Source organism: Enterobacter sp. PL_is511 (genome assembly GCF_055816065.1).
Genome location: NZ_JBVPGP010000018.1, coordinates 124,882 through 151,881 on the forward strand (window position 1 = coordinate 124,882; position 27,000 = coordinate 151,881).

Annotated in this window: 28 protein-coding genes, 1 tRNA gene and 1 pseudogene; 14 read left to right on the top strand and 16 right to left on the bottom strand. The window is 55.1% G+C overall.

Annotated features, from left to right (window positions below):
• Position 1 precedes the first annotated feature (1 nt).
• Both xanP and AC0TN7_RS05665 read left to right on the top strand, forming a co-directional pair.
• Complete coding sequence (xanP, locus tag AC0TN7_RS05660; RefSeq protein ID WP_014881972.1) at positions 2-1,393, top strand: xanthine/proton symporter XanP; 1,392 nt, start codon at positions 2-4, stop codon at positions 1,391-1,393.
• A gap of 119 nt (positions 1,394-1,512) precedes the next feature.
• Positions 1,513-3,216, top strand: coding sequence for an AsmA family protein (locus AC0TN7_RS05665; RefSeq protein ID WP_473701913.1), 1,704 nt, complete (start codon positions 1,513-1,515; stop codon positions 3,214-3,216).
• Positions 3,217-3,264: 48 nt separating this feature from the next.
• Here AC0TN7_RS05665 and yicI read toward each other — a convergent pair whose 3' ends face one another.
• Positions 3,265-5,583 (bottom strand): alpha-xylosidase, encoded by a 2,319-nt coding sequence (gene yicI, locus AC0TN7_RS05670; RefSeq protein WP_473701914.1) that lies wholly within the window; start codon positions 5,581-5,583, stop codon positions 3,265-3,267.
• Between the two features lie 12 nt (positions 5,584-5,595).
• Positions 5,596-6,987 (bottom strand): glycoside-pentoside-hexuronide family transporter, encoded by a 1,392-nt coding sequence (locus tag AC0TN7_RS05675; protein WP_090420348.1) that lies wholly within the window; start codon positions 6,985-6,987, stop codon positions 5,596-5,598.
• Positions 6,988-7,276: 289 nt separating this feature from the next.
• Here AC0TN7_RS05675 and AC0TN7_RS05680 point away from each other — a divergent pair.
• Positions 7,277-7,371 (top strand) — tRNA-Sec (locus AC0TN7_RS05680).
• 3 nt (positions 7,372-7,374) lie between these two features.
• On the opposite strand, the gene AC0TN7_RS05685 is transcribed toward AC0TN7_RS05680, so the two are convergent.
• Positions 7,375-7,794 carry a toll/interleukin-1 receptor domain-containing protein gene (locus AC0TN7_RS05685; protein ID WP_267215363.1) on the bottom strand — a complete coding sequence of 140 codons (420 nt, stop codon included), beginning with the start codon at positions 7,792-7,794 and terminating at the stop codon, positions 7,375-7,377.
• A 134-nt stretch (positions 7,795-7,928) separates the two neighbouring features.
• On the opposite strand from AC0TN7_RS05685, the pseudogene rhuM reads away from it, so the two are divergent.
• Positions 7,929-8,140 (top strand): annotated as a pseudogene (gene rhuM, locus AC0TN7_RS05690) (RhuM family protein); the annotation flags it as partial.
• A 187-nt stretch (positions 8,141-8,327) separates the two neighbouring features.
• On the opposite strand, the gene AC0TN7_RS05695 reads toward rhuM, so the two are convergent.
• The 7 genes from AC0TN7_RS05695 to AC0TN7_RS05725 all read right to left on the bottom strand — a co-directional run bounded on the left by AC0TN7_RS05695 (position 8,328) and on the right by AC0TN7_RS05725 (position 13,931).
• A complete protein-coding gene (locus AC0TN7_RS05695; RefSeq protein ID WP_061716225.1) occupies positions 8,328-8,615 on the bottom strand; it encodes a DUF6966 domain-containing protein in 288 nt (95 codons plus the stop codon).
• Positions 8,612-9,676, bottom strand: coding sequence for a hypothetical protein (locus AC0TN7_RS05700; protein ID WP_048992786.1), 1,065 nt, complete (start codon positions 9,674-9,676; stop codon positions 8,612-8,614). Before AC0TN7_RS05700 ends, AC0TN7_RS05695 begins: the two co-directional genes overlap by 4 nt.
• A 239-nt stretch (positions 9,677-9,915) precedes the next feature.
• The gene (locus AC0TN7_RS05705) at positions 9,916-10,359 is read right to left on the bottom strand and encodes an acetyltransferase (RefSeq protein WP_024906652.1); all 444 of its coding nucleotides are present in this window, start codon (positions 10,357-10,359) and stop codon (positions 9,916-9,918) included.
• Between the two features lie 66 nt (positions 10,360-10,425).
• Positions 10,426-11,472 carry a class I SAM-dependent methyltransferase gene (locus tag AC0TN7_RS05710; protein ID WP_061716228.1) on the bottom strand — a complete coding sequence of 349 codons (1,047 nt, stop codon included), beginning with the start codon at positions 11,470-11,472 and terminating at the stop codon, positions 10,426-10,428.
• 85 nt (positions 11,473-11,557) lie between these two features.
• Complete coding sequence (locus AC0TN7_RS05715) at positions 11,558-12,556, bottom strand: GlxA family transcriptional regulator (protein WP_231103409.1); 999 nt, start codon at positions 12,554-12,556, stop codon at positions 11,558-11,560.
• Positions 12,557-12,688: 132 nt separating this feature from the next.
• Positions 12,689-13,168 (bottom strand): hypothetical protein, encoded by a 480-nt coding sequence (locus AC0TN7_RS05720; RefSeq protein WP_061716230.1) that lies wholly within the window; start codon positions 13,166-13,168, stop codon positions 12,689-12,691.
• A gap of 1 nt (position 13,169) precedes the next feature.
• Complete coding sequence (locus AC0TN7_RS05725; protein ID WP_267217699.1) at positions 13,170-13,931, bottom strand: winged helix-turn-helix domain-containing protein; 762 nt, start codon at positions 13,929-13,931, stop codon at positions 13,170-13,172.
• A 704-nt stretch (positions 13,932-14,635) separates the two neighbouring features.
• Between AC0TN7_RS05725 and AC0TN7_RS05730 the strand changes: the two genes are divergently transcribed.
• From AC0TN7_RS05730 to AC0TN7_RS05755, 6 genes are read left to right on the top strand one after another with little or no spacing between them, the layout of a single operon-like run.
• The gene (locus tag AC0TN7_RS05730) at positions 14,636-15,238 is read left to right on the top strand and encodes a response regulator transcription factor (protein WP_061716232.1); all 603 of its coding nucleotides are present in this window, start codon (positions 14,636-14,638) and stop codon (positions 15,236-15,238) included.
• Positions 15,239-15,291: 53 nt separating this feature from the next.
• Complete coding sequence (locus AC0TN7_RS05735) at positions 15,292-15,876, top strand: fimbrial protein (RefSeq protein WP_267217698.1); 585 nt, start codon at positions 15,292-15,294, stop codon at positions 15,874-15,876.
• A gap of 54 nt (positions 15,877-15,930) precedes the next feature.
• The gene (locus tag AC0TN7_RS05740; RefSeq protein WP_267217697.1) at positions 15,931-16,608 is read left to right on the top strand and encodes a fimbrial biogenesis chaperone; all 678 of its coding nucleotides are present in this window, start codon (positions 15,931-15,933) and stop codon (positions 16,606-16,608) included.
• Between the two features lie 23 nt (positions 16,609-16,631).
• A complete protein-coding gene (locus tag AC0TN7_RS05745) occupies positions 16,632-19,157 on the top strand; it encodes a fimbria/pilus outer membrane usher protein (protein WP_267217696.1) in 2,526 nt (841 codons plus the stop codon).
• Positions 19,148-19,663, top strand: coding sequence for a fimbrial protein (locus AC0TN7_RS05750; RefSeq protein ID WP_061716236.1), 516 nt, complete (start codon positions 19,148-19,150; stop codon positions 19,661-19,663). Before AC0TN7_RS05745 ends, AC0TN7_RS05750 begins: the two co-directional genes overlap by 10 nt.
• Positions 19,663-20,673, top strand: a complete 1,011-nt coding sequence (locus AC0TN7_RS05755) for a fimbrial protein (RefSeq protein ID WP_061716276.1) — start codon at positions 19,663-19,665, stop codon at positions 20,671-20,673. Before AC0TN7_RS05750 ends, AC0TN7_RS05755 begins: the two co-directional genes overlap by 1 nt.
• Here the strand turns inward: AC0TN7_RS05755 and AC0TN7_RS05760 are convergent.
• Positions 20,664-21,194 (bottom strand): lipocalin family protein, encoded by a 531-nt coding sequence (locus AC0TN7_RS05760; protein WP_473701915.1) that lies wholly within the window; start codon positions 21,192-21,194, stop codon positions 20,664-20,666. The two genes, AC0TN7_RS05755 and AC0TN7_RS05760, sit on opposite strands and share 10 nt — an antisense overlap.
• A 117-nt stretch (positions 21,195-21,311) precedes the next feature.
• Between AC0TN7_RS05760 and AC0TN7_RS05765 the strand changes: the two genes are divergently transcribed.
• The 4 genes from AC0TN7_RS05765 (at position 21,312) to AC0TN7_RS05780 (ending at position 24,843) form a co-directional block, all read left to right on the top strand.
• Positions 21,312-22,037, top strand: coding sequence for a MerR family transcriptional regulator (locus AC0TN7_RS05765; RefSeq protein WP_061716237.1), 726 nt, complete (start codon positions 21,312-21,314; stop codon positions 22,035-22,037).
• Positions 22,038-22,136: 99 nt separating this feature from the next.
• Positions 22,137-22,547 (top strand): hydroxyisourate hydrolase, encoded by a 411-nt coding sequence (gene uraH, locus AC0TN7_RS05770; RefSeq protein WP_473701916.1) that lies wholly within the window; start codon positions 22,137-22,139, stop codon positions 22,545-22,547.
• Between the two features lie 102 nt (positions 22,548-22,649).
• Entirely contained in the window at positions 22,650-23,609 is a 960-nt protein-coding gene (locus tag AC0TN7_RS05775; protein ID WP_267215361.1) for a YbgA family protein, read from the top strand.
• Between the two features lie 145 nt (positions 23,610-23,754).
• Entirely contained in the window at positions 23,755-24,843 is a 1,089-nt protein-coding gene (locus AC0TN7_RS05780) for an AAA family ATPase (protein WP_473701917.1), read from the top strand.
• A 257-nt stretch (positions 24,844-25,100) separates the two neighbouring features.
• Here the strand turns inward: AC0TN7_RS05780 and AC0TN7_RS05785 are convergent, their stop codons facing one another.
• From AC0TN7_RS05785 to AC0TN7_RS05805, 5 genes are all read right to left on the bottom strand, one after another.
• Positions 25,101-25,352: a hypothetical protein gene (locus AC0TN7_RS05785; protein ID WP_048992773.1), complete on the bottom strand. Its 252-nt coding sequence runs from the start codon at positions 25,350-25,352 to the stop codon at positions 25,101-25,103.
• Positions 25,353-25,398: 46 nt separating this feature from the next.
• Complete coding sequence (locus AC0TN7_RS05790) at positions 25,399-25,680, bottom strand: YrhB domain-containing protein (RefSeq protein ID WP_267217692.1); 282 nt, start codon at positions 25,678-25,680, stop codon at positions 25,399-25,401.
• A gap of 11 nt (positions 25,681-25,691) precedes the next feature.
• Positions 25,692-25,871, bottom strand: a complete 180-nt coding sequence (locus AC0TN7_RS05795) for a toxin glutamine deamidase domain-containing protein (RefSeq protein WP_223540612.1) — start codon at positions 25,869-25,871, stop codon at positions 25,692-25,694.
• Positions 25,872-25,889: 18 nt separating this feature from the next.
• On the bottom strand, positions 25,890-26,189 hold the full coding sequence (locus AC0TN7_RS05800) for a hypothetical protein (RefSeq protein ID WP_235837655.1): 300 nt from the start codon (positions 26,187-26,189) through the stop codon (positions 25,890-25,892).
• Between the two features lie 284 nt (positions 26,190-26,473).
• The gene (locus tag AC0TN7_RS05805) at positions 26,474-26,959 is read right to left on the bottom strand and encodes a hypothetical protein (protein ID WP_069720536.1); all 486 of its coding nucleotides are present in this window, start codon (positions 26,957-26,959) and stop codon (positions 26,474-26,476) included.
• Positions 26,960-27,000: the final 41 nt, after the last annotated feature.

A 27,000-nucleotide genomic window follows, 5' to 3' on the forward strand; every position in this document is an offset into this window, starting at 1 on the left:
GATGTCCGTTAACACCATAGAGTCGCCTGATGCGCAACCGATTGCGCAGAAGCAAAATAGCGAACTGATTTACCGCCTTGAAGACCGCCCGCCGCTGCCGCAAACGCTGTTCGCCGCCTGCCAGCATCTTCTGGCGATGTTTGTTGCGGTGATCACCCCGGCGCTGCTGATTTGCCAGGCGCTCGGTTTACCGGCGCAGGACACGCAGCACATTATCAGCATGTCTCTTTTTGCCTCCGGCGTGGCCTCGATTATTCAAATTAAAGCATGGGGGCCGGTGGGGTCGGGATTATTGTCGATTCAGGGCACCAGCTTTAACTTCGTGGCACCGCTTATCATGGGCGGTACGGCGCTGAAAACCGGCGGTGCGGATGTCCCGACCATGATGGCGGCGCTGTTCGGCACGCTGATGCTGGCCAGCTGTACGGAGATGGTGATCTCCCGCGTTCTGCATCTGGCTCGCCGCGTTATCACCCCGCTGGTTTCCGGCGTCGTCGTGATGATTATCGGCCTGTCGCTGATTCAGGTGGGCCTTACCTCCATCGGCGGCGGCTATGCCGCAATGAGCGACCACACCTTCGGCGCGCCGAAAAACCTGCTGCTGGCGGGCGTCGTGCTGGCGATCATTATTCTGCTTAACCGTCAGCGTAACCCTTACCTGCGCGTGGCCTCGCTGGTGATCGCCATGGCGGCGGGTTACCTGCTGGCGTGGGCGCTGGGCATGCTGCCGGAGAACACCGCGCCGACCAACAGCGCGCTGATCACCGTTCCTACACCGCTGTACTACGGTCTGGGCATTGACTGGGGTCTGCTCCTGCCGCTGATGCTGGTCTTTATGATCACCTCGCTGGAGACCATCGGTGATATCACCGCCACCTCCGACGTCTCCGAGCAGCCGGTGTCCGGCCCGCTGTACATGAAGCGCCTGAAAGGCGGCGTGCTGGCGAACGGCCTGAACTCGTTTGTCTCTGCGGTATTCAACACCTTCCCGAACTCCTGCTTCGGTCAGAACAACGGCGTGATCCAGCTGACCGGCGTGGCCAGCCGCTACGTTGGCTTCGTGGTGGCGCTGATGCTGATCGTCCTCGGCCTGTTCCCGGCGGTAAGCGGCTTTGTGCAGCACATCCCTGAGCCGGTGCTGGGCGGCGCAACGCTGGTGATGTTCGGGACGATCGCGGCCTCCGGCGTGCGTATTGTCTCCCGCGAGCCGCTGAACCGCCGCGCGATCATGATTATCGCTCTGTCGTTGGCCGTCGGTCTGGGCGTTTCCCAGCAGCCGCTGATCCTGCAGTTTGCACCTGACTGGGTGAAAAACCTGCTCTCTTCCGGCATTGCCGCAGGCGGTATCACCGCTATCGTGCTGAACCTCGTTTTCCCGCCTGAGAAAAATTGATTTCTCTCACGGCAGGCAGTCAATGCCTGCCGTGACATCTAATTACACCATTCCCGCCTTGAGGATTGCGCATAAATCGTGCATAACTCCCTTATGTGCGTTTTGCGGGATGGAAGACCATGAAATTTATTGGAAAGCTACTCGTCTATCTTCTGGTAGCCCTGCTCATTGTGATGCTGGCGCTCTATATTCTGCTCCAGACCCGCTGGGGTGCGGCTCAGGTCAGCAGCTGGGTAACGGTGAATACCGACTACGAACTCAGTTTCGACAAGATGAATCACCGCTTTTCGTCGCCTTCCCACCTCATTCTGGAAAACGTCACCTTCGGTCGGGACGGAAAACCCGCCACCCTGGTTGCCAAAAAAGTGGATATCGGCCTGAGTAGCCGCCAGATAACCGATCCGCTGCACGTGGACACCATCACCCTGTTCGACGGCACGCTTAATCTCTCCCCACAGACCGCGCCGCTGCCTTTCCAGGCCGATCGTCTGCAGCTGAACAACATGGCCTTTAACAGCCCGAATACCGAATGGGATCTGAGCGCGCAGAAGGTGACGGGCGGCGTCAGCCCATGGCAGCCGGAAGCGGGCAACGTGCTGGGTAATCACGCGCAGATCCAGATGAGCGCAGGCTCGCTGACTCTGAACGGCGTACCGGCCACCAACGTGCTGATCGAGGGCCAGCTTAACGGCAAGGAGGTGGTGCTGAACACGATTGGTGCCGATATGGCCCGCGGCTCACTCACCGGCTCCGCCCTGCGCAACGCCGACGGGAGCTGGATTATCGACACCATGCGCCTGAACGAAATCCGCCTGCAGAGCGATAAAATGCTGACCGCGTTCTTCGCGCCGTTGGCCACTATCCCCTCTCTGCAGATTGGTCGTCTGGACGTGACCGACGCCCGGCTTCAGGGCCCGGACTGGGCGGTGACCGATCTCGATTTAAGCCTGCGCAACCTGACTCTCAGCAAAGGCGACTGGCAGAGCCAGGAAGGCCGCCTGTCGATGAACGCCAGCGAGTTTATCTACGGCTCGCTGCATCTGTTTGACCCGATCCTGAATGCGGAGTTTTCCCCGCAGGGCATGGCGCTGCGTCAGTTCACCTCCCGCTGGGAAGGCGGCATGATACGCACCTCCGGTAACTGGCTGCGCGACGGTAAAGCGCTGGTGCTGGACGATGTCGCCATCGCCGGGCTGGAATACACCCTGCCGCAGAACTGGAAGACGCTGTGGATGGAGCCTCTGCCGGAATGGCTGAACAGCGTCACGCTGCAAAAATTCGGCCTGAGCCGCAACCTGGTGATCGACATCGATCCCGCCTTCCCGTGGCAGATCACCTCTCTGGACGGTTATGGCGCAAACCTGCAGCTGGTGAAAGATCGCCAGTGGGGCGTCTGGGGCGGCAGCGCAACCCTGAACGGCGCGGCGGCGACCTTCAACCGCGTGGACGTGCGCCGTCCGTCGCTGGCGCTGAATGCCAACGCCGCCACGGTGAACATTACCGACCTGAGCGCGTTTACCGAGAAAGGTATTCTGGAAGCAACGGCGACGGTTTCTCAGCTTCCGCAGCGGCAGACTACGGTGAGCCTGAACGGGCGCGGCGTGCCGCTCAACGTACTGCAGCAGTGGGGCTGGCCTGCGCTGCCGATTGCGGGCGACGGCAATATTCAGCTCACCGCCAGCGGCAGCGTGCAGGCCAATGCGCCACTGAAGCCAACGGTGAACGGCAAGCTGAACGCGGTGAATATGGATAAACAGCAGGTGCAGCAGACGATGGCGGGCGGTGTAGTTTCAACACCGCCCTCACCCCAGCCCTCTCCCTGAAAGGGAGAGGGAGCAAACCATTCCCTCGCCCCTCTGGGGAGAGGGGAATTAAAGGTGAACCACCACCTCATTCCCCTCCGCTTGCACCAACACGCCCCACTCGCTGCCTGCGTGTGAGCCGCCTTTCACGCCATTCACCTTCTGCACGTTGCGCAAGCACACCGACCAGTTTTTCGCGTCTCCCGCGCCGGTAAAGGTCACGATATCGCCCTGACGCGATGCCTTCAGCGTAAACGCCACCGCGCCGTCCGCCGCAGGCACTTCGCTCACCGCCGTTGCGCCATCGTCCAGGTTAAACAGCTGGAAGGCCGTCCCCTCATTCCACGCGTAGTCCGGCTTCTGGTTGTTGCTGCCCAGCGCCAGCAGCGTGTTGTCGCGCACGTAGACCGGCAGGCTCATGAAATCGTGCTGCTGCTTATGCCAGCGGCTGCCCTGAATTTGGTCGTTAAGCCACAGGTGCGTCCAGCGGCCTTCCGGCAGGTAGAACTGCACGTCGCCCGCCTCGGAGAACACCGGTGCCACCATCATTGCATCCCCCAGCATGTACTGACGATCGAGGTAATCGCACGCCGGATCGTCCGGGAACTCCAGCATCATCGCCCGCAGCATCGGCGTACCGAACTCGCGGGCCAGCGCCGCCTGACGGTACAGGTACGGCATCAGCTGACACTTCAGCTGCGTGAAGTGGCGCACCACGTCGCAGGACTCGTCATCGTAGGCCCACGGCACGCGGTAGGATTTACTGCCGTGCAGGCGGCTGTGGCTGGAGAACAGCCCGAACGCGCACCAGCGTTTGTAGACGTGCGCCGGGGCGGTGTTTTCGAAGCCGCCGATATCGTGGCTCCAGAACCCGAAGCCGGAAAGGCCAATCGACAGCCCGCCGCGCAGGCTCTCGGCCATCGATTCATAGTTGGCGTAGCAGTCGCCGCCCCAGTGCACCGGAAACTGCTGCGCACCGACGGACGCGGAGCGGGCAAACAGCACCGCCTCTTCCTCCCCCACCGTCTCTTTCAGCACGTTCCACACCAGCTCGTTATAGATGTAGGCGTAGTGGTTGTGCATCTTCTGCGGATCGGCCCCGTCAAACCACTGCACGTCCGTCGGGATACGCTCGCCGAAGTCGGTCTTGAAGCAGTCGACGCCGATCTCCACCAGGCCTTTCAGCTTGTCGGCATACCACCGGCACGCGTCCGGGTTGGTAAAGTCATAAATCGCCAGCCCCGGCTGCCATTTGTCCCACTGCCACAGGGTGCCGTCCGGGCGCTTGAGCAGGTAGCCCTTCGCTTTCAGCTCCTGGAAGATCGGGGATTTCTGGCCGATGTACGGGTTAATCCACACGCAGACCTTCAGCCCCTTCTCTTTCAGGCGGCGGATCATGCCTTCCGGATCCGGGAAGGTCACCGGGTCCCACTCGAAATCGCACCACTGGAAGGCCTTCATCCAGAAGCAGTCGAAGTGGAACACGTGCAGCGGCAGGTCGCGCTCGGCCATGCCGTCGATAAAGCTGTTCACCGTCGCTTCGTCGTAGTTGGTGGTGAACGAGGTGGTGAGCCACAGGCCGAACGACCAGGCAGGCGGCAGCGCCGGACGCCCGGTGAAACGGGTATAGCGGTTTAATACCTCTTTTGGCGTCGGGCCGTCGATCACGAAGTATTCGAGATATTCCCCTTCCACGCTGAACTGCACTTTGGAGACCTTCTCGGAGCCGACTTCAAACGAGACGTTCTCGGGATGATTCACCAGCACGCCGTAGCCGCGATTGGTCAGGTAGAACGGGATATTTTTGTAGGACTGCTCGGTGCTGGTGCCGCCGTCGCGGTTCCAGGTTTCGACCGTCTGGCCGTTGCGCACCAGCGCGGTAAAGCGCTCGCCGAGGCCGTAGACCGTTTCCCCCACGCCCAGATCCAGACGTTCGAACACGTAATTGCGGTCGGCGTTGGTATCCTGCACGTAGCCGTTGTTTTTCAGCTGGCTGCCGGTAATGCGCTGGCCGTTACGCAGGAAATCCAGCGCCCAGAACTCGCCTTTGGTGACGCGCACGCTGACGCTGCCGCTTTTCAGCTCGGCAAACTCGGCGTTGTTTTCAATCTCTACCTTCACGTCCTTCAGAACGTTCAGCGGATAGTGCGGGCCGTTGTTCAGCGCGCCCTGGAAATGCTCAATGCGCACCCCGACAATCCCTTCCTGCGGGGCAAACAGGCGCACCGTGAACATCAACGTGTCGAGCTGCCAGGTGCGTTCGCGCACGTCGCGCGGCGCCACGTACACCACCAGGTCATTGCCCTGCTGCTCCACGTCGAACACCTGAACCGGATACGTCACGTTCAGGCCCGGTTGAATAAGCCAGTTTCCATCACTGATTTTCATACTCTCGTCCTCTTAGCTCTGTAATTCTTTGCTGACCGGCAGGGTTTCAAACTCCTGCTGATTGCGGCGCGCGCCCTGCGCCAGCTCGCCCAGGATTTTGGTCAGGAATGGCGTTTTCAGCGTGTAGTAGCGTTTGGCGATAATGGCGCTCAGCACGTAGCAGACCGCCGGGGCCAGGGTAAACAGGCCGATAATGATGCTGATGGTCGCGCTGTTCTGGGTTTTAGCTGCCGCGTCGTAGCCTCCGCCTGCCAGCATCCAGCCGATCATCGCCCCGCCCAGCGCCAGACCGAGCTTCAGCACGAACAGCGTGCCCGCAAAGCTGATGCCGGTCAGGCGTTTGCCGTTGGTCCATTCGCCGTAGTCGACGGTATCTGACATCATCACCCACTGAATCGGCGTCACCAGCTGGTGCAGCACGCCAATGACGAAGATAAAGGCGAACATCAGCACGGTGGCATGCATCGGCACGAAGAACATCGCCACGCTGACCACCGCCAGCGCGGCGTTGGTCCACCAGAAGATGCTGACCTTGCACTTCCAGTCGGTGAGCGGTTTCGCCAGCGCGGAGCCGATCAGGTTGCCAACGCAGTAGGTGGTGAGGAACGCGACGAACACTTCCGGCGAGCCCATGATCCAGGTGCAGTAGTACATCATCGCGCCGCCGCGCACGCAGACGGCGAGGATGTTGAGGATGGTCAGCACGCCGACGATGCGCCACTGGTCGTTTTGCCAGATATCGCGCAGGTCTTCCCGCATGGAGGTGGTGCTCGGCGGCACCTGGATGCGCTCTTTGGTGGTAAAGAAGCAGAACGCCAACATCAGGAACGCGACCACCGACAGCACGGCGATGCCGCCCTGGAAGCCGAACGCCTTATCGTCGCCGCCAATCAGGTTCACCAGTGGCATCATCAGCACCGTAGAGAGCATGCCGCCCGCCGTCGCCAGCACAAAGCGCCAGGACTGCAGGGAGATACGCTGCGTCGGGTCATTGGTGATCACGCCGCCCAGCGCGCAGTAGGGGATGTTGACCACGGTATAGAGCAGGGTCAGCAGGGTGTAGGTAATGGCGGCATACACCATTTTGCCGTTGAGGCTGAGGTCCGGCGTGGTATAGGCCAGCACGCAGACGATACCGAACGGGATGGCGCCAAACAAAATCCACGGACGGAACTTGCCCCAGCGGCTGCGGGTGCGGTCGGCGATCAGCCCCATGCACGGGTCGGAGATCGCATCCAGCGCGCGCGCCAGCAGGAACATGGTGCCGACAAACCCGGCGGGAATGCCGAAAATATCGGTGTAGAAAAACATCATGTACAACATAACGTTATCAAAAATGATGTGGCTGGCGGCGTCACCCATGCCGTAGCCAATCTTCTCTTTTACTGACAATACTTCGCTCATCTTTTTTTATCCTTCACGCTGTAGGGGGCGCTGAGACCGGTTACATTGGTTTTAAACCATTGTTTCAAAGGCGGGTATTGCGATTTCTGGTTAGCAGATTACGTTTCTTGTTTTTTGTGATCGCGGTAAATGTTGGGAAGCAGAAGGGCTAACATGAGGATTTTCTTAGGAATTACCTGAAACAGGGGTGTACAGGTCAAAAGAGAGGTGAAAAAAGTGGTGTGGGGTATGTGGTAAATGCCTGAAAGTAGCTATAATGCGCCCCGCCTCCATGTAGCAATCGAGGCGCGGAAGATCGTCATCTCCGGTGAGGTGGCTGGACTTCAAATCCAGTTGGGGACGCCAGCGTTCCCGGGCAGGTTCGACTCCTGTGATCTTCCGCCAAAATCATTCCTTTTTATACAAACTTTCTAGTGCTGCCAATAAGTCCCTTAATCCACTGTTAAAATCATTTCTAAAATCTGCGTATTTTTTTGTTTTTAACAACTCAGGTATTTTGCAATCTTTCAAAAGTAAAGGAAGCACATGAATACAATTGTGTTGAATTTCATTCCAATATTTTGTTTGCCATTCTCTTTCTACCCATTTTGATGAAACCACATTTTCAGAAAGAATAACAATTACAAAATCAGCTTCTTCTAGTCCGTCTGAAATTAGCTCGGGAATACTTTCCCCCACTTTTATGTCCCATTCATCCAACCAAGGAGCATACCCATTTGCTTCAAGGTCCATACATAACATTTTTGCAAACGGTTTATCTAATGATGAATGAGAGATGAAAATTTTTGCCCTGTTAGGTTTATTCATATAGCGCTGCTCCACAATTTGGTCCAGAAGAGTAGTTTCAATGTAATGTAATTCTGAAAAATAACTGCACAATTTCTTATATGATATTTTATTGTATGGAGAGCACAGTTTAGTGAGTTCAGCTTTACGATTTATTACGAGACAGGCAAACCAAACTCGAGCAGTTCTTGCAATTTAACGACCGGACGTTTTAGAAGGGGCAGGCAAGATCAGCAAGAAAGTGGCTGATGAAAAGGCGTGCTCAGAATACATTGAGTTTGAAAAAAAGCAGCGCCTGCTGAAAGAAGCCGAGGGTGAGAAAGATATCGTCGGCTTATTAAAATGGGATAAGCAGGCTAAGCGCTAATCCCGGTCCCCCGGCTCGCATCATTCACAAACAGCATTTCAATGCGGTTTCATCCATGCCTAAAAAGCCGTGAATAACGCCTGCGTCATCCAAGGCTGAGCGCGACGATTAACTCCGTGTAACTGCCGGTGGGCAGCAGGACAGGGCTGATATTCAGCCCTGTGACAGTTATTTTCAGCGAAATCTTTCAGATATTACGCTCTGAGATCTCTGCTTTTATTAAGCTGTATAGCTTATCTGATAACTCATTAAGGGTATTGTTTTCAGCTTGCAGCATTTTGCCGTTATTTTGCAATATTAAGTCGTTAAAGGAACCAGCCCCTCTGAAAATAGACCTAATACCTAACACGACCTGGTCATAATCAGAATCCAGGTGCTCACGATAATAAATTAGTCTTTTTGACCAAACACTTTCATCACAAGAGACAAGTAATTCAATGATTTGATTAAGTAACGTATGTATTTCTGATTTCATTTCAATCCCCCAAAATTAACCGTCTCTACGCCTGGAATATTCCAAGGCGCAGGGATTACGACTTGCTCAGTACCTCCAGGGAAAATATCAGACTGGTAGCCCACCTCTCCGACATATACCTTCGATCCTGCAGGAATTTTTATCTCATAAAAACTATCGATCACAGATTCAGAACCGTCAGGCCATTTTGGTAACACAGCTTTATCGACACGCGTCTGTAGTACTCCTAAAGGTCGTTCATAACTGAAAAATCGACCCAACTCTGTGCCGCTTTGACCACCTCTAAAAAATGTGGTGTCCTGGGACAATGTTATTTCCTTGTAAGCTCCGCCTGAGAATGTTTCGGCAAAGCGCTCATTTAATGGTCCGGGCTTTATCATCGAGTATTCACCCTCGACTTTTCCCAGAACATGGAGATTGTTAAGCTCACTCGCCGCCCCCAGTCTGCCAAGGCCAAGACCCGCAGCAACAGAAGCGCCAGCAATAACCAGCCCTTTATTGTCCATAACCTGATTGTAACCCGCTGGCGCATCGCCACCGAGCTGCTGCGCGGTCTGATGGAATCCCTCGATATTGCCATTATAGATCCCGCCCGCGGCCAACAAGCGACCAGCAGCTTTGCTGTTGATGATTTTTGCAGCCTGAGCATGTTGCGCAGGTGCCGCCGGGCGAACGTGATATCCCGGGCGTTTCAGTTGCCGGGACAGGAGATGGCTGAGCCGGGTATGAAGGAACAGCGGCAGATCATTGCGAAGGTCACCGGATGTCGTCAACACTCCCGAAATAGCATGCCCGGTTATGTCTTTTCTCAGCAGAACGAGCTTCCCAGATTTGATGTCGGCAAGAGTGTCACGGTATGCCATCCACGGATGCTGCCAGTGAAACGGTTGATAACGGCTGACAAACCGGGTGTAGCCCTGTGGTAAATTCCACTCCTGAATTATGCGGTTGGGCAGTGCAGTTTCTGCGAGATCTCCTGCCGCAGTGTCCGGATGGATAATGTGAGGAATGTCCTCAAGGTAGATGTCGTCCAGTGACATTGCCTGACTGTGATGAAGCATAGTGTCCCTTTTACGCTGCCGTTATACGCCCAATTATTGCGCATTCCAGGCAACAGGCAAAGACCCCTAATGCCCCGCGGTTGATTTACCACGTACCCTGCCTGGGTTATGTCTGACCGGAGATGGACCAGAAAACGTCCGCTACGAGCGAGGAACTGAAGTTCGCAGTTACTCTCAAAGTCGATGAAGAAATTGCCAGCATTACTGTGTATTAATCAATGGGGAGCAGGTCAAGGGCGTTAAGCCTGTCCACCCAACCGCATATGCAACAGCGGAAACGGATTCCCCTGCCCGTCCAGTTCCGAGCGTCCGACCTGCTCAAACCCCATATGGCGATAAAATCCCACGCCCTGCGGGTTCTGCTCATTCACGTCCACTTCGTTCGCGCCGAACGCTGCGATGGCGTGTTGCAGCAGAAATTTCCCGACGCCCTTCCCCCGGCTCGCGTCATCAACAAACAGCATTTCAATACGGTTTTCATCCACGCCTAAAAAGCCGTGAATAACGCCTGCATCATCGCGGGCCATCACGACCTTGAGGTTAGGCAGATAGGCGTTAAGCAATAACGGGCGCAGCGCCGCAATATCGCTTTCCTGCAAAAAATGATGGGTGGCGCGGACGGAGGATTCCCAGATCGCGACCAGACGTTCGAAGTGTGAGGGGAGTGCGGTTTCTATTTTCATGGGGGGATCATGTTTGGAAAACCGAATTATTTCAAGCCACGCTTTGCGGTCTGTTCCCCCCTCACCCTAACCCTCTCCCTCAGGGAGAGGGAACTGACCGTGCGATTTTTCATCCCCTACCCTAATCTCCATCACCGCGTACACCCCATCCTTCGGCACGACGACGGTGACGTTTTCCACCGGCACACCCGCCGCGAGGTGGATATCCTGCAGCTGCTGTAACGATCTCGGATAAATATCCTCCCAGCCGATACCCCGCAGCACAAAGTCAATGTGCGGGCTACTGGTGAGCATGTTCGACACAATCACCGCCCCGCCGGGCTTGACCAGCCGCAGCGCGCGCTGGAGGAAAGTCACCGCATCGGTATCGTTGAAGTATTCGAAGATCCCCAGCGCGTCGACCAGTTCGGCCTGATGCTCGCCCAGCTCCAGCAGCAGGTCCTCGTTACGCACCAGCGTATGGAGCAGGTTGCGCCTGAGCAGCGTCAGCTGTTCACCCACCACAATGCCTTCCTGCGCCGCCATGGTTTCGGCCCAGCTGAGCGCCACCGGGTCTTTGTCCACCAGCGTGAGATAGACCTGCTGGCCGTCGAGCTTTGCTTCACGCAGCGCCTCCAGCACCGGAATGGCGGCACCGCTCGCGAGGCTGACCCAGTTGTTCTCGCTCTCATTGTGAATGTACTTATCCACCAGCGCGGCCAGCACCCTGGCGCGGGAACGCACGCCAACCGCATCGTTAGCGTGGATAAACCACTGGCGGCTGTCGCTGTCCATTTTAGTGCCGTCGGGCAGGCGATCTTCCAGCGGGTTTTGCACCACAAACAGCGCCAGCGCGGAGGGCACCAGCCGGGTGCGCCACGCGGTGAGCGCCGGGCGGTTGCGGAAGGCCTGTTCGGAATAGCGGTTCTGCGGGACAAGCACGGCCTGCCCGCCCTCGTCGTATTCCACCCTCGGCGGCCGGAGCGCTGGCTCGGCTTTCAGGGCGCGGTCAAGGGAGGCGATCTCACGGGCAGCATCGTCTTTCATCGGCCACTGGTCGCTGACGTCGGGAAATGACGCGCTGAAAATCGTCATATTTTCCGGCGCATCGCCGCGAAAAGGCTGCCAGTTCATGTCGACTTCCCTCCGTTAGGCTTTTAACGGAAGTCTATCCAGGCGGGCCAGTAATACCCTACGAAGAAAGCACGAAATAGGTCCATCAGTTCTGCGACGTGCGCCATGCCCCCGGCGTACAGCCGTACTCGGTCTGAAAATGACGAATAAAGTGGGCGCAGTCGCTAAACCGCATCCGTCGAGCAATATCCGTAACGCTTTGCTGAGAGTTTTTCAGCAGCCAGCAGGCATAGCGCAGCCTGGCGCTGCGAATAAATTCCCGCGCCGTTTTGCCAAACTCGGCGTGAAACAGGCGGTTGAGCTGACGTTCGCTCAGCTTAACGTCCTGCGCGAGCCTGGCGGCGCTCAGCGGGTGCGTCAGATATTGTTCGACGATCGTCACCGCCCTGCGCAGCCGTGAATCAGGGATCATGGCGATATTCGCAGGCCGTGGCGTGGCGGCGTCATGCGGAGGAAGAGACAGACGCCGGGAGGTTATGGCCGCAATGTCGTCTCCCCCGTGGGCGCGGATCAGCGACGTTACCAGGGTGAGCGTTGAGATCCCACCCGGGCAGGTCAGCACATCACCTTCGTCGATAAAATCGAGGCCTTGCTCAGCATAAACCTGCGGGAACCGCCGCGTGAAAACGCCATGATGATGAGGATGAATCGAGGCGCGGCGCTCGTTGAGTAAGCCTTCCTCCGCCAGAATAAAGCTGCCGGTACCAATACCTATCAGAGGAGTGCTGTTGTGATGAGCATCCGTGAGGAACGCTCTGTCGCCACGGTGCCCCTGGTGAAGGTGCTCCAGGCCTCCACCAATCACCGCAATGTAGTCGAAGTCACCGGGCGGTGCATGGGCGGCATCGGGCCGTACGCTGATACCAGAGCTGCTTACAACCGGTAAGTCGGGGTAAATGCTTATCAGGGTGAGTTTAAAGCATATTTTCTGGCTACGCTTTTGGACGCTGGATGCAATGCGTAACGCCTCTATTAATCCTGAATATGCGAAAAGCGAGAAATGGGGCCACAGGAGTAAACCCATATGCAGGGATTTATTCCGTGCAGGCGTCATTCTGACGCTATCATCAATTAAAGTTTTCATTAACTTGCCGAAGAATAATAATTACATTATCGCAACATTATTGCTGCTGTTATATTTTCCTAAGATAGGTCCTGGCTGTTAAATCAAGCATAAATGATGCCCAGGAAAATTTAAAAACATTTCTCCCTGTCGCTATCCATTTTTTGACGTGTGGCACACATAGGTCGGCAGCGTTCCCAGAATAAATAAATAATTCTCATTCTGCTGTTTCTTAATGCGCATATAAATATTCTTATTCGGATAGATAAAAAATAAGGGTTCGTACTTCTCAAGCCAGCTGTCGCTGATGTTGTCGTCCGGAAATTTCATATTGCGTATGGATGTCAGATTATAGACGCTGTCTTTTCGCTCAATCTGAAAGAATACTTTGCGATTCAGGGTCTTCGTTGGGTCGCTTTTCACACGCCCGTTCATACTGAGTATTCCGCTGTTGCCTTCCACGGTGTAATTTAGCCACAGAGAAAGCGTTTCATCACGGTGATGCTGAATAAAGTTCACCTGACAGGAAAAGGGCTGGATGTAATGGCGATGCCAGAGGTAATACGCTGCCACGACAGCCCCCATCAACAGGCACAGACAGAGCGCAACTAGCGTTTGACGGTAGCGAATCATACTAGCGATCCTCTATAAAATAATCAGACATACAGCGGTTGGGTTCCGTCATCGGTCTGTCACAGCGAATGACCGACGCGCGAGGCAGCAGGATGTATCCGCTCACATATACCCAGGGATAGTTCGCGCACTGGTCCTTAAATGGGGTGGCATAGGCAAGGGCTTTATCCCGATCGCGTTGCGTTTCAATATCGTGAGCAAAATAGAGCTGGCACTCGCCCATCTTCATTGCGAAGCGATACCCATCCACAAAATAGCTGTCATGCAGCAGGCTATGGCTGATAACGCTCATGCCAGCCAGTACCAGCAATACCACCAGCGCACCCGGCAACCAGAAGCGGCGTGTAGAGAGGGCCGGGCCGACAGTCTCTTCGCAGACATCCGGAGCAGCGTGTTCTTCCTCTTCAGCCTGCGGCTGCGTCTCTTTAATGGTGATTTGCGTATCGCTTGCGAGCGTGAGTCCAATACGCGGGATAGTGACAATCGGATCGGTTTCGAAACCCACCTTCTTCAGCCCTTTACGCAGAATAGAAATATTCTGGTAGTAGGTATTAGGCGAAACCAGCATCCCCCGGCGCTGCCAGACAATATCCATGCACTCCTGTTGAGTCACAATACTTCCGACTCTCTCAATTAATAACAACAAACAACGGCCCGCCGGGGAATTTAATACCACCACCCGGTCAGGATTGTTGAGATCGCGTAATGTGCTGGCTGCTGGGTGAAACTCTACCAGGCCATTAATAATGTAATGCTTATGCATAGAATGGGCTAAATACCTCCGGTCAACGCCTGTTGCTCCAGTAGATTCCCTTCACGGTTAACCTGCGTATCCCTCGCCTGTGTAAGGATTAATGTGACGGATAAATGCGCAACTGTATATCCTGGCGCCTGGCGAAAAATCTTATTTTTCCTTTCTGTTTATCTGACCGGTCTGAAGTTTTCTTAACCGCCATTTAAGCCGTCTTGACACTGACAAAACTCGACAAAGGCGCCAGTTGAACGATTTAGCCATTGCTGTCTGAATTATTCAGCGTGCTTAATTTGTTTTTTTAACAAAAAGCAGAGAGGACGCGCTCTGACGCCGGGTTTCGAAATTTCGTTCAATTCGAAAGCTGCCGTCTTAATTAACAATTTCAGCACAAAACTGTTAGTCACCGTCAGTAACAACCCGCCTCGCATGACGTCCCCAGACTATTTCCTTACAAAACATTTATTAAAGCTAACTTTTCAATAAAAACTACCGGTATCATTATTTACAGGCAGATAAGCAAAAGCCGGTTCAGCGAGGAGAATTGACGCTACACCTAAACTGAACTTAAAACAAATTAAGATTAATTCAGGTTACCTCTTTTACGCCCTGGGTATAGTGGGCTCACACCGTGCAATGCTTAATTGCTTCGAAAATACAGGAATCGTTCTGCCAGACAGACGAGTCTCATTACAATTATAAATCGAGGGAATGACATGGCGAATAAGCTCAACAACACACGTCATTTAAATATCGCGCTATTGGGTGGGGATCACTTTGCGCGCCAGGGGATCGCTGCGTTATTAAAAAATATTACTCCGTCTATGCAGATTACAGCATCGATAGATAATTACGCGGAGATCGAAACGATACTCGCGGCCGCGCCGGTAGACGTGATTTTTTTATCCGGCACGGAGAAATATCATGCGGGATATGATTGCCTGAAATATATAAGGAAAATGAAAGTCCTCTCTCCCGGCGTGCTTATTTGTATGTATTCCACACCGGCGAATTCCTGGCTGTGGATACGCGGTGAAATAGACGCCTATATCTCGCTGCAGGAGCCACTTTATCACTGGCGAACCAGCGTATTAAAGCTGGTCGATAACCGTTATCGACCAAAAAAGAAACCCACGGCGTTATCGCTGACGCCGGGAGAATGGCGAGTATTGAAGGAACTGCGAAAAGGTCTGGATATGCGTTACATCGCCGAAACAGAGCAGCTTTCTTACCGTCGTGTCAGCGCGTTAAAAAGCTCAGCGATAAGAAAACTCGGGCTCAGGAACAAGACAGATTTGCTGGTCTTTTTAACCAGTTAGACCTGCTGCTTTCAGAGCAAATCTCGACATAACACCATAATGGAATCAGGACAATGAAAGCTCAATTCAATCATAAAACGCTGCTTGCGATCGCTATTGCGGCACTACTGCCAGCCGGAACGGCGCTGGCTGCCGGTACCAGCGGTGGCACGGTGAACTTTAACGGCAAAGTGGTGACTTCCGCCTGCGCCATCAGCGCGGGAAGCGCCAACATTGACGTGGACATGGGTGAAGTGCGTACCGCAACGCTGGCGGCTGCAGGTAGTGAAGCCAGCACGGCAAAAGCGTTTGCCATCACCCTGGAAGATTGTGAAATCGCCGACACCTCAGCCTCTACGGATGAGAACCCTATTGCCGCAACAACCGTGGCCGTCACCTTCACCGGTACGCCAGACGGTTCCGATGTTAATAGCTTGTCCGTCGGGGCAAACGGCAGCGCCAACTCTGCGCAAAACGTGGCTATTCGCCTTTATGACGAGCAAGGCAACGTGGTGAAGCTGGGTGAACCTGCTTCGGCCATCCCTCTGCGCAAGGGTGCCAACACCCTGAACTTCAGCGCGAAATATTACTCGCCGAAGGGTGGCGCCACTGCGGGTGATGCCAGCGCCGTCGCAACCTACACCGTGTCCTATTCGTAATCTTTAGCCCCGGTCTGCGGGCCGGGGCCTGTCTTAGCTTTCAGGAGAAACACTATGCGCGTAAACACATGGATTTGCCTGGCGGGCGCGTTATGTTCATCCGCCGTCTATGCCGGCGGCGTGGGGTTGGGCGCAACGCGAATGGTCTACTCCAGCGCCACCACTCAGGCCATGATGCAGGTGAGAAACACCCATCCCGACGCCACGTTCCTGATCCAGTCATGGATAGAGAATGAGAAAGGCGAACGCACCAACGACTTCGTGATCACGCCGCCGCTGTACGTCATGAAACCGGCCAGCGAAAGCGCAGTGAAAATTATGTTTAACGGTAAAGCCCTGCCAGAGGATCGGGAGACGCTCTACTGGATGACGGTCAAAGCCATCCCCCAACAGGCTAAAAGCGGATCCGGGAATACGCTGCAGTTTGCGTCGGCTAACCGCATCAAGGTCTTTTATCGCCCGGAAGGACTCGCGCAAAGCGTGGGAGATTCGTGGAAACGCCTGACCGGCGCCTATCGCGCCGGCAAAGTGACGCTTAGCAATCCCACGCCGTACTACCTCACCACCATCAACGTGAAAATTGACGGTATGCCGGTGCAGCCGGTGATGGTGCCCCCGAAAAGCAGCGTGACGCTGGCCGAAACCTTCAGCCATGCGGGCAGCATGAGTTATCAGACCATTAACGATTACGGGGCATGGACCCCCGCCACGCGCGCGTCGTTATCCCAATAATAAAAACAGTAAGGCGTGACCACGTGAAAATAAAAATCCTGTGCGCCACGGTGATCTCCCTGGTGATTCGGCAAGCCGTGGCTGCTGAAAGCGAACTGCAATTTAACCCCGCGTTCCTCAACGGCGAGAGCGCAAATAGCGCCGATCTCGCCTGGGTCAACGCCGGGAGCGCGTTGCCGCCGGGTGATTACAACCTCAACGTGTATATCAATACCAACTACGCGTTCACAGGTAACGTCACGTTCCGCCTTTCTGAAGACAGTACGGGTGAAGCGCTGCCCTGCCTCACGCCTGAGCAATTCGACGCGCTGGGCATCGATAGTCATCAGGCGAAGGGCGGAGCGCTGCCGCTGGCGCAACGCTGCATCTTCTTAACGAAGGCGTTTGCGGATACGCAGTTTGATCTGGACCAGAAGACGCTCACCCTGAGCTTCACCGTACCGCAAAGTGCGATGCGCAATTTGCCGCGCGGGTATGTCAGCCCGGAAAGCTGGGAAGCGGGCATTCCTGCCGCGTGGCTGAATTACGTGGTCAACGGCTCGAACAATGAGTATCGCGGCGAGACGCGCACGCGGGAACAGCAGCTGTTTGCGAGCCTCAACAGCGGTGTCAATCTGGGCGCGTGGCGGCTGCGTGATTTCACCACGTGGACCAAAGACAGCAATGAGCTCACCCACGTGCAGACCTGGCTGCAGCGCGATATTCACGCCCTGCGCGCGCAGGTGTATGCCGGGGAAACGTACACCTCGGCGCAGGTCTTCGATTCCGTGGGCCTGCGCGGCATCGCCCTGAAAACCGATGACAACATGCTGCCCGCCAGCCTCAGCGGCTATGCGCCGGAAGTCCGGGGCATCGCGCGCAGCAACGCTACCGTAACGGTTCGCCAGAACGGCAACATCATCTATCAAACCTCCGTTCCACCAGGCGCGTTTGTGCTGAAAGATCTCTACCCGACCTCCTCGGGAGGCGATCTGGCGGTCACCATTCAGGAGAACGACGGCAGCAAAACGCAATACACGCTTCCCTTTGCCAGCGTGCCGAACCTGGTGCGTAACGGACAGGTGAAATATGCCCTCGGTGCCGGGAAATACCGTCCGACGGGCAATCAGGATGCGCCCTCGTTCGCGCAGGGCGAACTGTTTTACGGCTGGCAATATGGCCTGACGTTTTACGGTGGGGCGCAGTTTGCCGATCGCTATAACGGCCTGGCCTTCGGGTTTGGGCAGAACCTCGGCCGCTTTGGTGCCTACTCCATCGACCTGACCCACGCCCGCAGCCAGCTGGCGGACGATCGGCACTATACCGGTGATTCGGTGCGCCTGCGCTACAGCAAGCTGCTGAACGACATTGGCACGCGGGTGAACTTCTTCTCGCTGCGCTACTCCACGAAAGGGTTTTATACCCTCAGCGACACGACGTACAAAGGGATATCGGGCGGATCGCCAAAGCAGACTGTGGAAGACGATGGCACCGTCACCACCCATTACGACAACGTGTACAACCTGCGCATGTCGCGCAAGGCAAAAAACCAGCTGCTGCTGTCGCAGCCGATGGGACAATACGGCTCGCTGTCACTGTCGTGGGATCAGCAGACCTACTGGAACACGCCGAAAACCACGCAAAGCCTGCAGTTCGCGTGGAACGCCACGTTTCGCAACGTGTCGCTTGGGGTCAGCGCCCAGCGAAGCTCAAGCCTGTATGACGACAAGAAAGACAACATCCTGTCGATGTCAATTTCGGTCCCGCTTGGCAACCCGGCGCTGTCGACCCGCGCGCGCTTTACCACGACCCATGCGGACTCCACCGGTACAACCGCCAGCACGGGCGTGAGCGGCTACCTGCCGGGCCAGGAAAATCTGTTCTATAGCGTCAACCAGCGCTACAGCGCCCAGCAGCACTACGGCGGCGATGCCACCCTGCAGTACGAAGGCGCGCGCGGGAATTATAACCTCGGCTACAGCTACGCCAGCAACTCCCGCAACCTCAGCTACGGCATCAGCGGCGGTGCGGTAGTGCATGAAGATGGCCTGACGCTGAGCCAGCCGCTTGGGAACACCAACATTCTGGTGAAAGCCCCGGGTGCCAGCAACGTCGCCGTGCTTAACCATAAGGGCATCAAAACGGACAGCCGTGGCTACGCGGTGATCCCGTACGCCACGCCGTACCGCATTAACCAGGTCGCGCTGGACGTGACGACCGCTGGCAACGACGTGGAGCTGGAAAACGCCATCGCCAACAAAACGCCTACCGACGGTGCCCTGGTTCGCGCCACCTTCACCACGCATCAGGGAGCAAAAGCGATGTTTATCGTGCGTCACGGCAACGATGTGCTCCCCTTCGGCACGCTGGTCTCGCTCGATGATGATAAAACCAGCGGCATCGTCGGCGATGGCGGCGGCCTGTATCTGTCCGGTTTGTCAGATAAGGGTAAGCTGAACGCCGTGTGGGGCCGCAACAGCGACCAGCGCTGCACCATTACCTATGCCTTAAACAAGCAGAACTATAACGCCCGCACCGGTCTCTACTCTCAGGAGGTGGTATGTCAGTAACGTTTCGGATCGGCTGCATCGCACTGATGGTTTTCGCTCTCCCCGTTCGCGGGTATGACGTGCTGGTTTCCGTCACCGGTAATTTGATCGGCAATACCTGCGTGGTGGCGCAGGACTCCGAGGAGCAGAACGTGCCGCTGGGCACCATTGGCATCAAACAATTTACGCGCGCCGGGGCCGTCAGCAATATCAAAACGCCCTTTACGCTCAGGCTTGAAGCGTGCGGGCCGACCTTTGCTGGCGTAAAAATCCGCTTCAGCGGTACGCCGAATGATGCCAACCCGCAGTTGTTGAAGATTGCCGACGGTGGCGCTACCGGCGTGGCGGTACAGATCCTCGATAAAGAGAGCGTACTCATTCCCCTGAACACTAAGACCACCGCGTACGGAACGGCGGGAGACGACAGCGTACAGATGACCTTTTACGCGCAGCTGGTTGCCACCGCTACGCCGGTGAGCGCCGGTGATGTGTCTGCCCTCGCCACCTGGACAACGGAGTATCTATGATGCGTTTAGCGTTTCTTCTCTGCGGATTACTTTTCTGCGCCAGCGTGCAGGCGCTGGACTGGAAATCAGATATTACCCTCTCCCCTCAGCCAATGACCTACACCGGGCCAGCGGATTCCGTGGTGCCGGGCAGCATTATTGGCTCGACCTGGAGCGCCACCGCCAGCGTGCAGCAGGTGTTCTGGTGTGGGATTATTTTTACCTGCAACAAAAGCACGCTGCAGCCCAGCAGCAGCGCGATTTCAAGCGGTGCGACGGTCACCGTCGACGGCGCGAACTACACCATTTTTGAGACCGGCGTGCCGGGCGTGGGGTATATCATCGGGCTGAAGGATTTTAAGAGTACACAATATATCCCCCTGCAAACCGGTATCACGCAAAGCTACCCGGCAGAGGGCACCAGTGGGTATGCCCAGGATTTGGGCTGGTCGGCAAAGGTCACCTTTATTAAAACCGGTACGGCGCTGAAGTCCGGCGTCTATCAAATCCCGACCATCAACGCCGCAGTGTTAACCGCCTATAACAACGAGACGAAAACGGCGCAGGTCATCATCAGCCCGACCACCGTCACGGTAACCGCCAGCGGGTGTACGGTCGGCAGCAAAAACGCCAGCGTGGCGCTGGGCACTATTGATATTCGCACTCTGCCCACGGTGGGAAGCACGTCGCCATCGGGGACGTTTACCGTCAGCCTTACCTGCGACGCGAACGTAGCGGTTCACGCGGTAATGACCGATCAGACCACGCCGTCGAACACCTCGTCGGTGGTGACGCTGACCGGAGACTCCACGGCGTCCGGCGTTGGGGTGCAGTTTTTCTACAACGGCACCGGACCGTTGACGATGGGGCCGGACAGCTCGGCCGCGGGTACAACCGGCCAGTTCTTTATCCAGAGCACCGCGGCGGCACAAACCCTGTCGTTACCGTTCCAGGCGCAGTACATCCGAACCGGCGAACTGGTCCCCGGCTCGGCCAACGCGCTGGCCAGCATTACGTTTTCCTACCAGTAGGGGCTACTCCACACCAGTTGGTCAACCCGGAAGCCCAGACTGCGCGCGGTGTTCAGGTAATCCTTCTTCACCGCATCCGGGATGGTCGGCGTGCGCGACAAAATCCACAGGTAGTCGCGGTTCGGGCCGCTGACCAGCGCGTACTGGTACTTATCGTCCAGCCTGATCACGTTATAGCCGCCGTAGAAAGGGCCGAAGAAGGAGACCTTCAGCGCGGCCGTGGTCGGTTCACCGGTAAAGTACGCTTTCCCCTCGCTCTCATTCCATTTGTTCTTCACCGGATCGTAACCCCGGTTGAGCACGCTGATGCCGCCGTCGCTGCGCTTGCCGTAGGTGGCGGTTATCTGCTCCAGCCCGCGTTCAAAGCGGTTTTCCAGACGGGCGACCTCGTACCATTTGCCGAGATAGCGGCTGGCGTCAAAACCAGAAATCGGCTGCACGCCCTTCGGCGGCGTGGGGGATTTACAGGCGACCAGCGTCAGCGCAATGGCAACACCGGTCACAACAGGCCATAGCTTCATGAGAATTCCTTTCATTTGCACGGTTGGACGTTAAGTGTAGTGCACCGTTTCGGCGCTTCATCCCGTTCGGGAAAATTCGTAGTATATTGAGAGTATTCCTCCACTCTGGACACGGACATGGCTTACTCCATCGGCGAATTCGCCCGACTCAGCGGCATCACCGCCACCACCCTGCGGGCGTGGCAGCGTCGCTATGGTTTACTCAAGCCACAGCGCACGGAAGGCGGACACCGCCAGTACAGCGATGAGGACGTCCAGCAGGCGCTCAAAATCCTCGACTGGGTAAAAAAAGGCGTTCCGATTGGCCAGGTCAAACCGCTGCTGGAACGTCCGACGCCGGGACGGACCAATAACTGGCAAACCCTGCAGCAGAACATGCTGCAACGCCTGCAGGACGGCAAAGTCGAATCCCTGCGCCAGATGATTTACGACGCCGGACGCGAATACCCAAGGCCGGAGCTGGTTGCGAACGTGCTGCGCCCGCTGCGCAGCCAGGTTTCGGCCAACGTCGCCGCCGCCATGACCCTGCGCGCGATCCTCGACGGCATCATCATCGCCTACACCTCGTTTTGCCTCGAAGGCGATAAAAAAGCGCCGGGCGATAATATTCTGCTCAGCGGCTGGCACCTCAACGACCCGTGCGAGATCTGGCTCGAAGCCCTAACGCGCACCGGACAGGGCCACCGGATCGACATCCTGCCGGTTCCGCCTGACGCGCTGGCACCGGAAATTTTCCCGGAGCGCAAATGGCTGCTGGTCACCAGCGGCAAACTCACCGCCGGGCGGAAAAAGCAGCTGGAGCAATGGCAGCAGCAGGTATCGCTTGAAGTGATTATCCTCTAATCATTTTCTCCTGCGGGAATCTTCACGAAAAGTTGAATATTTTCCCGCGCCGCAGATGCTAACGTTTTCCAGTGACGAATAACCCCACAGGAAAACACCATGAAAAAAACTGCCCCTCTGCTGATCCTGGCCTCGATGGCCTTTGCCCCTGCTGCCTTTAGCGCCCCTGCCGGCACGCTGAGTGTCCACATTCTCGACCAGCAAACCGGGATGCCGCCGTCAGACGTGACCGTTACGCTGGAGAAGCAGCAGCAGGACAAATGGATCCCGATTGCCAGCGGCAAAACCGACCACGACGGACGCATCAAATCGCTCTATCCGCAGGATCAGGACATGCAGCCTGGCGTGTATAAAGTGACCTTCAAAACCTCAGATTACTTCCACGGCAAAAAGCTCGACTCCTTCTTCCCGGAGATCCCGGTGCTGTTTACCGTGACCCGCACAAACGAGAAACTGCACATCCCGCTTCTGCTGAGCCAGTACGGTTATTCGACCTACAAGGGCAGTTAAGACGCATTGATTTTAAAGGATTATAAAAAATAGTTCCGCGAATACTTGGACAAATTAGTCATGTTGTGTAAGTTTTAGTTATATGAACGGGAGGACAACACCATGACAACGAAACCTGTGCTGGGTATTAGCGGATGTTTGACCGGATCCGCCGTTCGCTTTGACGGCGGACACAAGCGTATGGGCTTCGTCATGGATGAGCTGGCCCAGTGGGTGAATTTCAGGCCCGTCTGCCCGGAAATGGCCATCGGCCTGCCGACCCCTCGCCCGGCGCTGCGTCTGATCGTGACGGAACACGGTGAAACGCAGATGCGTTTTAGCCATGCGCCTCACGAAGACGTTACGCAGAAAATGGCGGACTTTACGGCAGATTTTTTGCCGAAAATCGGCGATCTCGCTGGTTTTATCGTCTGTGCTAAATCCCCAAGCTGCGGCATGGAACGCGTGCGTCTGTATGATGAAAACGGCAACCGGGGCCGCAAGGAGGGGGTCGGGCTGTTCACCGCCGCCCTCCTTGAAACCTGGCCGTGGCTGCCCGTGGAAGAGGACGGACGTCTGCACGATCCGGTGCTGCGGGAAAACTTTGTCGAACGTGTTTTTGCCCTGCACGAACTGAACACGCTGCGTAAAAATGGCCTCACACGGCGCGCGCTGCTGGACTTCCACAGCCGCTATAAGCTTCAGTTGCTGGCGCATCATCAGGCAGGCTACCGTGAAATCGGCCCGTTCGTTGCCTCGCTGCACGAGTGGGAAGACCTGGACGCCTTCTTCGTGGCGTATCGGGAAAAGCTGATGACCATCCTGAAAAAACCCGCCTCGCGGAAAAATCACACCAACGTGCTGATGCATATTCAGGGGTATTTCCGTAGCCAGCTGAACACCCGCCAGCGCGGCGAGCTGCGCGACGTGATCCTGCACTATCGCAACGGGCAGTTGCCTATTCTCGCCCCGATCACGCTGCTGAAGCACTACCTGGCCGAATACCCCGACCGATATCTGATGACGCAAAACTACTTTGATCCCTATCCTGATGATTTGGGTCTGCGTCTGGCAGTCAAGTGATCATAAAAATGCGAAGGCCCCATTGACCCGTAGAGGCCCAAAGCAGTACCCCGTTTAGACGACATCCTCACTGTCGTCTCTTTTTTGCATTTTATCTCAAAGGCTGTGATTATATACAGGCCTATTCTGCAAAAGGGGCCTGCCTGTGATCAACACCCTGCACATCCAAAACTATCGCTCCATCCGCGAGATATCGCTGGAGCTGGAGCAGCTCAACATCGTCTTCGGGCCGAACGGTACCGGGAAATCGAATATCTACAAGGCGATACACCTGATGCACAGCGCCGCCCAGGGGCAGTTTTCCCAGGCGCTGGCGAACGAGGGCGGCATTCTGAAGGTGTTCTGGGCAGGCAAAACCCGTAGCGACCAGCTGCGGCGGATGAATCTGGCGGTAGAAACAGAGACCTATGAATACGAGCTGCAGGTCGGGTTTGTGGAGAAGCTGCCCTATCCCTCGCAGTTTCAGCTCGACCCGGTGATCAAAGAGGAGTCCATCTGGCTGAGCGGCCAGCACCGTCGGCCTTCGTCACAGCTGATGAAGCGTAAAAATCAGGCGGTGTTTCTGAACAACGTGCATCACGAGAAGGTGACCCACAGCGGCACGCTGTACGAGAACGAATCGGTATTCGGACAGCTCGGCGAACCGCACCTTTACCCGGAAGTGTCCCAGATGCGTGAGTCCCTGCGTAACTGGCGCTTTTATCATGAGTTTTCTGTTTCATCCGGCTCGGCGATGCGCGCCCCGCAGGTCGGCTTCCGCTCCCCGGTGCTTGCCAGCGACGGTGCCAACCTGGCGGCCGCGTTTCAGACTATCATCGAGATTGGCGACGAGCTGCTGCTGATGCGAATCCTTGACCAGGCCTTCCCCGGCTGCGTGTTTTACAGCGACAACACCGGCGGACGTTTTCGCATGATGATGCAGCGCGAGGGGCTGAGCAGACCGCTGGAACCGGCGGAGTTCTCCGACGGCACACTGCGCTTTCTGTGCCTGGCGGTAGCGCTGTTAAGCCCACGCCCACCGGCATTTATCGCGTTGAACGAACCGGAAAACAGCCTGCACCCGCAGATGCTGCCCGCCCTGGCGAGCTTAATCGCCGAGGCCAGCCGCTACTCGCAGATCTGGCTCACCAGCCACTCGCCGGAGTTGGCGACGTTGATTGAGAAGCAGAGGTCGTTTTCGCTGTATCAGCTGTCAATGGTTGAGGGGGAGACGAGGGTGGAGAGGCTGGGGTAGCTCTATATCCTCATCTCTTACTCACCGGGGTGGATTCTTTTCTTTCGACATAAAGCATTGTATTCCTCCAATGATTACCCCACCACTAATGGAAAGGTTAACGGCTTCAACAAGATCACTCATTGGAAAATCAAATTGCCCGATGAAAAAATAGGTAACAAAGGCTATCAGCAAACGGCCGCACAAAAGCGTGGCAAAAATGCCAGCGATCCAAACAGCTACCAGCAATAGGAATAATTTTATCCTCGTAGTAAACATTATTTTTTCTCGCTTAATTTGTTTTGTATAGCCTCAGTGGCAGCCTGTCCTTTGCTTCCGAAATATTCAGAACTCAATGACTCCAGAACCGTTCCTGTAAATTTCGGAATCACATATTGCGGGAGCATTTCTTGTACTTTCTCATAACCCTTGCCTGTTAATACCCCTCCCGCTGTTCCTATTCCTGCACCAATGGTGGGAGCAAGCGGATCTTTCCCTTGCAACATTGCCGCCGCATACGCACCAACCATGCTTGTACCTTCGGTAAACCAGAATCCACGCCCTTGCGTTAATCCACTAATCCCTTATGCCATTTTTCTTTTCTTCATAATCCTGCAAGTATTTTTCAATAGGGTATGCGGTTCCAAGTTCATGTACCTCACCAGTATCCTTATCGATTATAAATGGAGAATTGCCTATAAGCTGAGCAGAGAAATCTCCTGTTTCAAGATATGCTCTGGATTGAAAATAAAAAAACCATCCTTCTGAAAAACGACCTTGTAGTGTAATAACAACGGGCACCTCTGTTTTTTCTAAATATTCGGTCGCCTTATTAACAGCTTCATCAAAAGTAATCATTAGTTTGTCCGCTAAAGTTGGAATGATTTGAACTGGCTGAGATCAGCTGATTTACCCGTTTGTCCATCAAGGAATCGGACTGTACCATTTTGATTCACAATATTAAATACATGCCCTGGCTGCCCTGGGCCATATGAACCAAAAACGATACCTCTTGAAACAGAACCTGCATCTGTCATTTGTTGTGTAATGCTTTCAGATGAAGGGGCTTATTTAAATTTAGTACCATATTGGTTTTCCAAAACAGATAAAGGCACTCCATTATTATGATCAATCGGTAAGGCTGACGCAGGGTTCCCACTTGATGTAGCATCTGTAGCAATCGAGCAGTTTACACAATTGTGTGTTCGCCCAGATTCAGGGTACCCTGGATTCACATTCTTAATTGATCCTGCTGTCTCTTCACTTACTCCAGAACCTTTCATTCCATAATGAGCACCGCCGACAGCCGCTGCGCCGTGTACAAACGTCATCGAATCATACAGCATTGAAGCCGTTTCCGGACTCACTCGCCAGTTCTGAGCTATACGCTGAATATCTGCCCCGCGCCTGGCTTTCGAATCTGCGGTAGCATACTGCCTTCGCTGCCCGACGATTTTATCCGCACCTTCCTGACGCGCCTTTTTCTCCTGGACAGGCTACCGTCCGACGAAAAGCCCATCGTGAACAGCCACCGGCCATTCAACATAACGCAGGGAGATTATGTCTTGAGCCTTTCAAAAGCCTGCGGAGGTGCAGGCTAACAACCAGGAGACCCGGACGATTAAGAGATTAACTGCCGGGAAGGTTGTCTTTAAAATATAGATAAAACATCAATGTAATTAATTTTCTCGTCTCGCTCATATTCCATTGACAGAGAATCAAAAACTTTAATTTCATCCCCGAGATTAATAATTGCTAAAGTAAAACCTTCATCAAAAACTAATTTTGCCCCAATCACTTTTTGTTCTATTTCCGAATAAATCGCGTAAAATCGTAAGAGTATCTTTCCAATAACTTTATGAAAAAAACATGAATTCGACAAATCCATAATTTCCTCTTTGCCATACTCTCCGAGATCATTTTCTTGCATTGGTAAATCAGTTAGTTCAAGTGAAGCCCCATCCAGTCCACACCTGAACACAACACTTTGATTTTCATTAAAAAAAACGAACTGAAGTTGTTGCGGAGCCCCTAACTCGGGAACGTTATAAATATATATCAGACCATTGACATTTTGGAGTTTTCGTCCGACTACATTACGTGCCAGCTCTTGATACCCATTATCAAAAAGCATCATTGTGGCGCCCCCTTTAGCGCATTTTTCACTGAGGTATTATT

What these genes read in the sequence shown, in the direction of transcription:
- AC0TN7_RS05730 (WP_061716232.1), top strand. Translation starts at nt 14,636, where the DNA reads ATGGCGAATAAGCTCAACAACACACGTCATTTAAATATCGCGCTATTG.
- uraH (WP_473701916.1), top strand. Translation starts at nt 22,137, where the DNA reads ATGAAAAAAACTGCCCCTCTGCTGATCCTGGCCTCGATGGCCTTTGCC.
- AC0TN7_RS05765 (WP_061716237.1), top strand. Translation starts at nt 21,312, where the DNA reads ATGGCTTACTCCATCGGCGAATTCGCCCGACTCAGCGGCATCACCGCC.
- AC0TN7_RS05695 (WP_061716225.1), bottom strand. Translation starts at nt 8,615, where the DNA reads ATGAAATCAGAAATACATACGTTACTTAATCAAATCATTGAATTACTT.
- AC0TN7_RS05675 (WP_090420348.1), bottom strand. Translation starts at nt 6,987, where the DNA reads ATGAGCGAAGTATTGTCAGTAAAAGAGAAGATTGGCTACGGCATGGGT.
- yicI (WP_473701914.1), bottom strand. Translation starts at nt 5,583, where the DNA reads ATGAAAATCAGTGATGGAAACTGGCTTATTCAACCGGGCCTGAACGTG.
- AC0TN7_RS05790 (WP_267217692.1), bottom strand. Translation starts at nt 25,680, where the DNA reads ATGATTACTTTTGATGAAGCTGTTAATAAGGCGACCGAATATTTAGAA.
- AC0TN7_RS05715 (WP_231103409.1), bottom strand. Translation starts at nt 12,556, where the DNA reads ATGAAAACTTTAATTGATGATAGCGTCAGAATGACGCCTGCACGGAAT.
- AC0TN7_RS05710 (WP_061716228.1), bottom strand. Translation starts at nt 11,472, where the DNA reads ATGAACTGGCAGCCTTTTCGCGGCGATGCGCCGGAAAATATGACGATT.
- AC0TN7_RS05785 (WP_048992773.1), bottom strand. Translation starts at nt 25,352, where the DNA reads ATGGTTGGTGCGTATGCGGCGGCAATGTTGCAAGGGAAAGATCCGCTT.
- AC0TN7_RS05760 (WP_473701915.1), bottom strand. Translation starts at nt 21,194, where the DNA reads ATGAAGCTATGGCCTGTTGTGACCGGTGTTGCCATTGCGCTGACGCTG.
- AC0TN7_RS05685 (WP_267215363.1), bottom strand. Translation starts at nt 7,794, where the DNA reads ATGAATAAACCTAACAGGGCAAAAATTTTCATCTCTCATTCATCATTA.
- AC0TN7_RS05750 (WP_061716236.1), top strand. Translation starts at nt 19,148, where the DNA reads ATGTCAGTAACGTTTCGGATCGGCTGCATCGCACTGATGGTTTTCGCT.
- AC0TN7_RS05700 (WP_048992786.1), bottom strand. Translation starts at nt 9,676, where the DNA reads ATGCTTCATCACAGTCAGGCAATGTCACTGGACGACATCTACCTTGAG.
- AC0TN7_RS05805 (WP_069720536.1), bottom strand. Translation starts at nt 26,959, where the DNA reads ATGATGCTTTTTGATAATGGGTATCAAGAGCTGGCACGTAATGTAGTC.
- xanP (WP_014881972.1), top strand. Translation starts at nt 2, where the DNA reads ATGTCCGTTAACACCATAGAGTCGCCTGATGCGCAACCGATTGCGCAG.
- AC0TN7_RS05720 (WP_061716230.1), bottom strand. Translation starts at nt 13,168, where the DNA reads ATGATTCGCTACCGTCAAACGCTAGTTGCGCTCTGTCTGTGCCTGTTG.
- AC0TN7_RS05740 (WP_267217697.1), top strand. Translation starts at nt 15,931, where the DNA reads ATGCGCGTAAACACATGGATTTGCCTGGCGGGCGCGTTATGTTCATCC.
- AC0TN7_RS05725 (WP_267217699.1), bottom strand. Translation starts at nt 13,931, where the DNA reads ATGCATAAGCATTACATTATTAATGGCCTGGTAGAGTTTCACCCAGCA.
- AC0TN7_RS05705 (WP_024906652.1), bottom strand. Translation starts at nt 10,359, where the DNA reads ATGAAAATAGAAACCGCACTCCCCTCACACTTCGAACGTCTGGTCGCG.
- AC0TN7_RS05755 (WP_061716276.1), top strand. Translation starts at nt 19,663, where the DNA reads ATGCGTTTAGCGTTTCTTCTCTGCGGATTACTTTTCTGCGCCAGCGTG.
- AC0TN7_RS05775 (WP_267215361.1), top strand. Translation starts at nt 22,650, where the DNA reads ATGACAACGAAACCTGTGCTGGGTATTAGCGGATGTTTGACCGGATCC.
- AC0TN7_RS05735 (WP_267217698.1), top strand. Translation starts at nt 15,292, where the DNA reads ATGAAAGCTCAATTCAATCATAAAACGCTGCTTGCGATCGCTATTGCG.
- AC0TN7_RS05665 (WP_473701913.1), top strand. Translation starts at nt 1,513, where the DNA reads ATGAAATTTATTGGAAAGCTACTCGTCTATCTTCTGGTAGCCCTGCTC.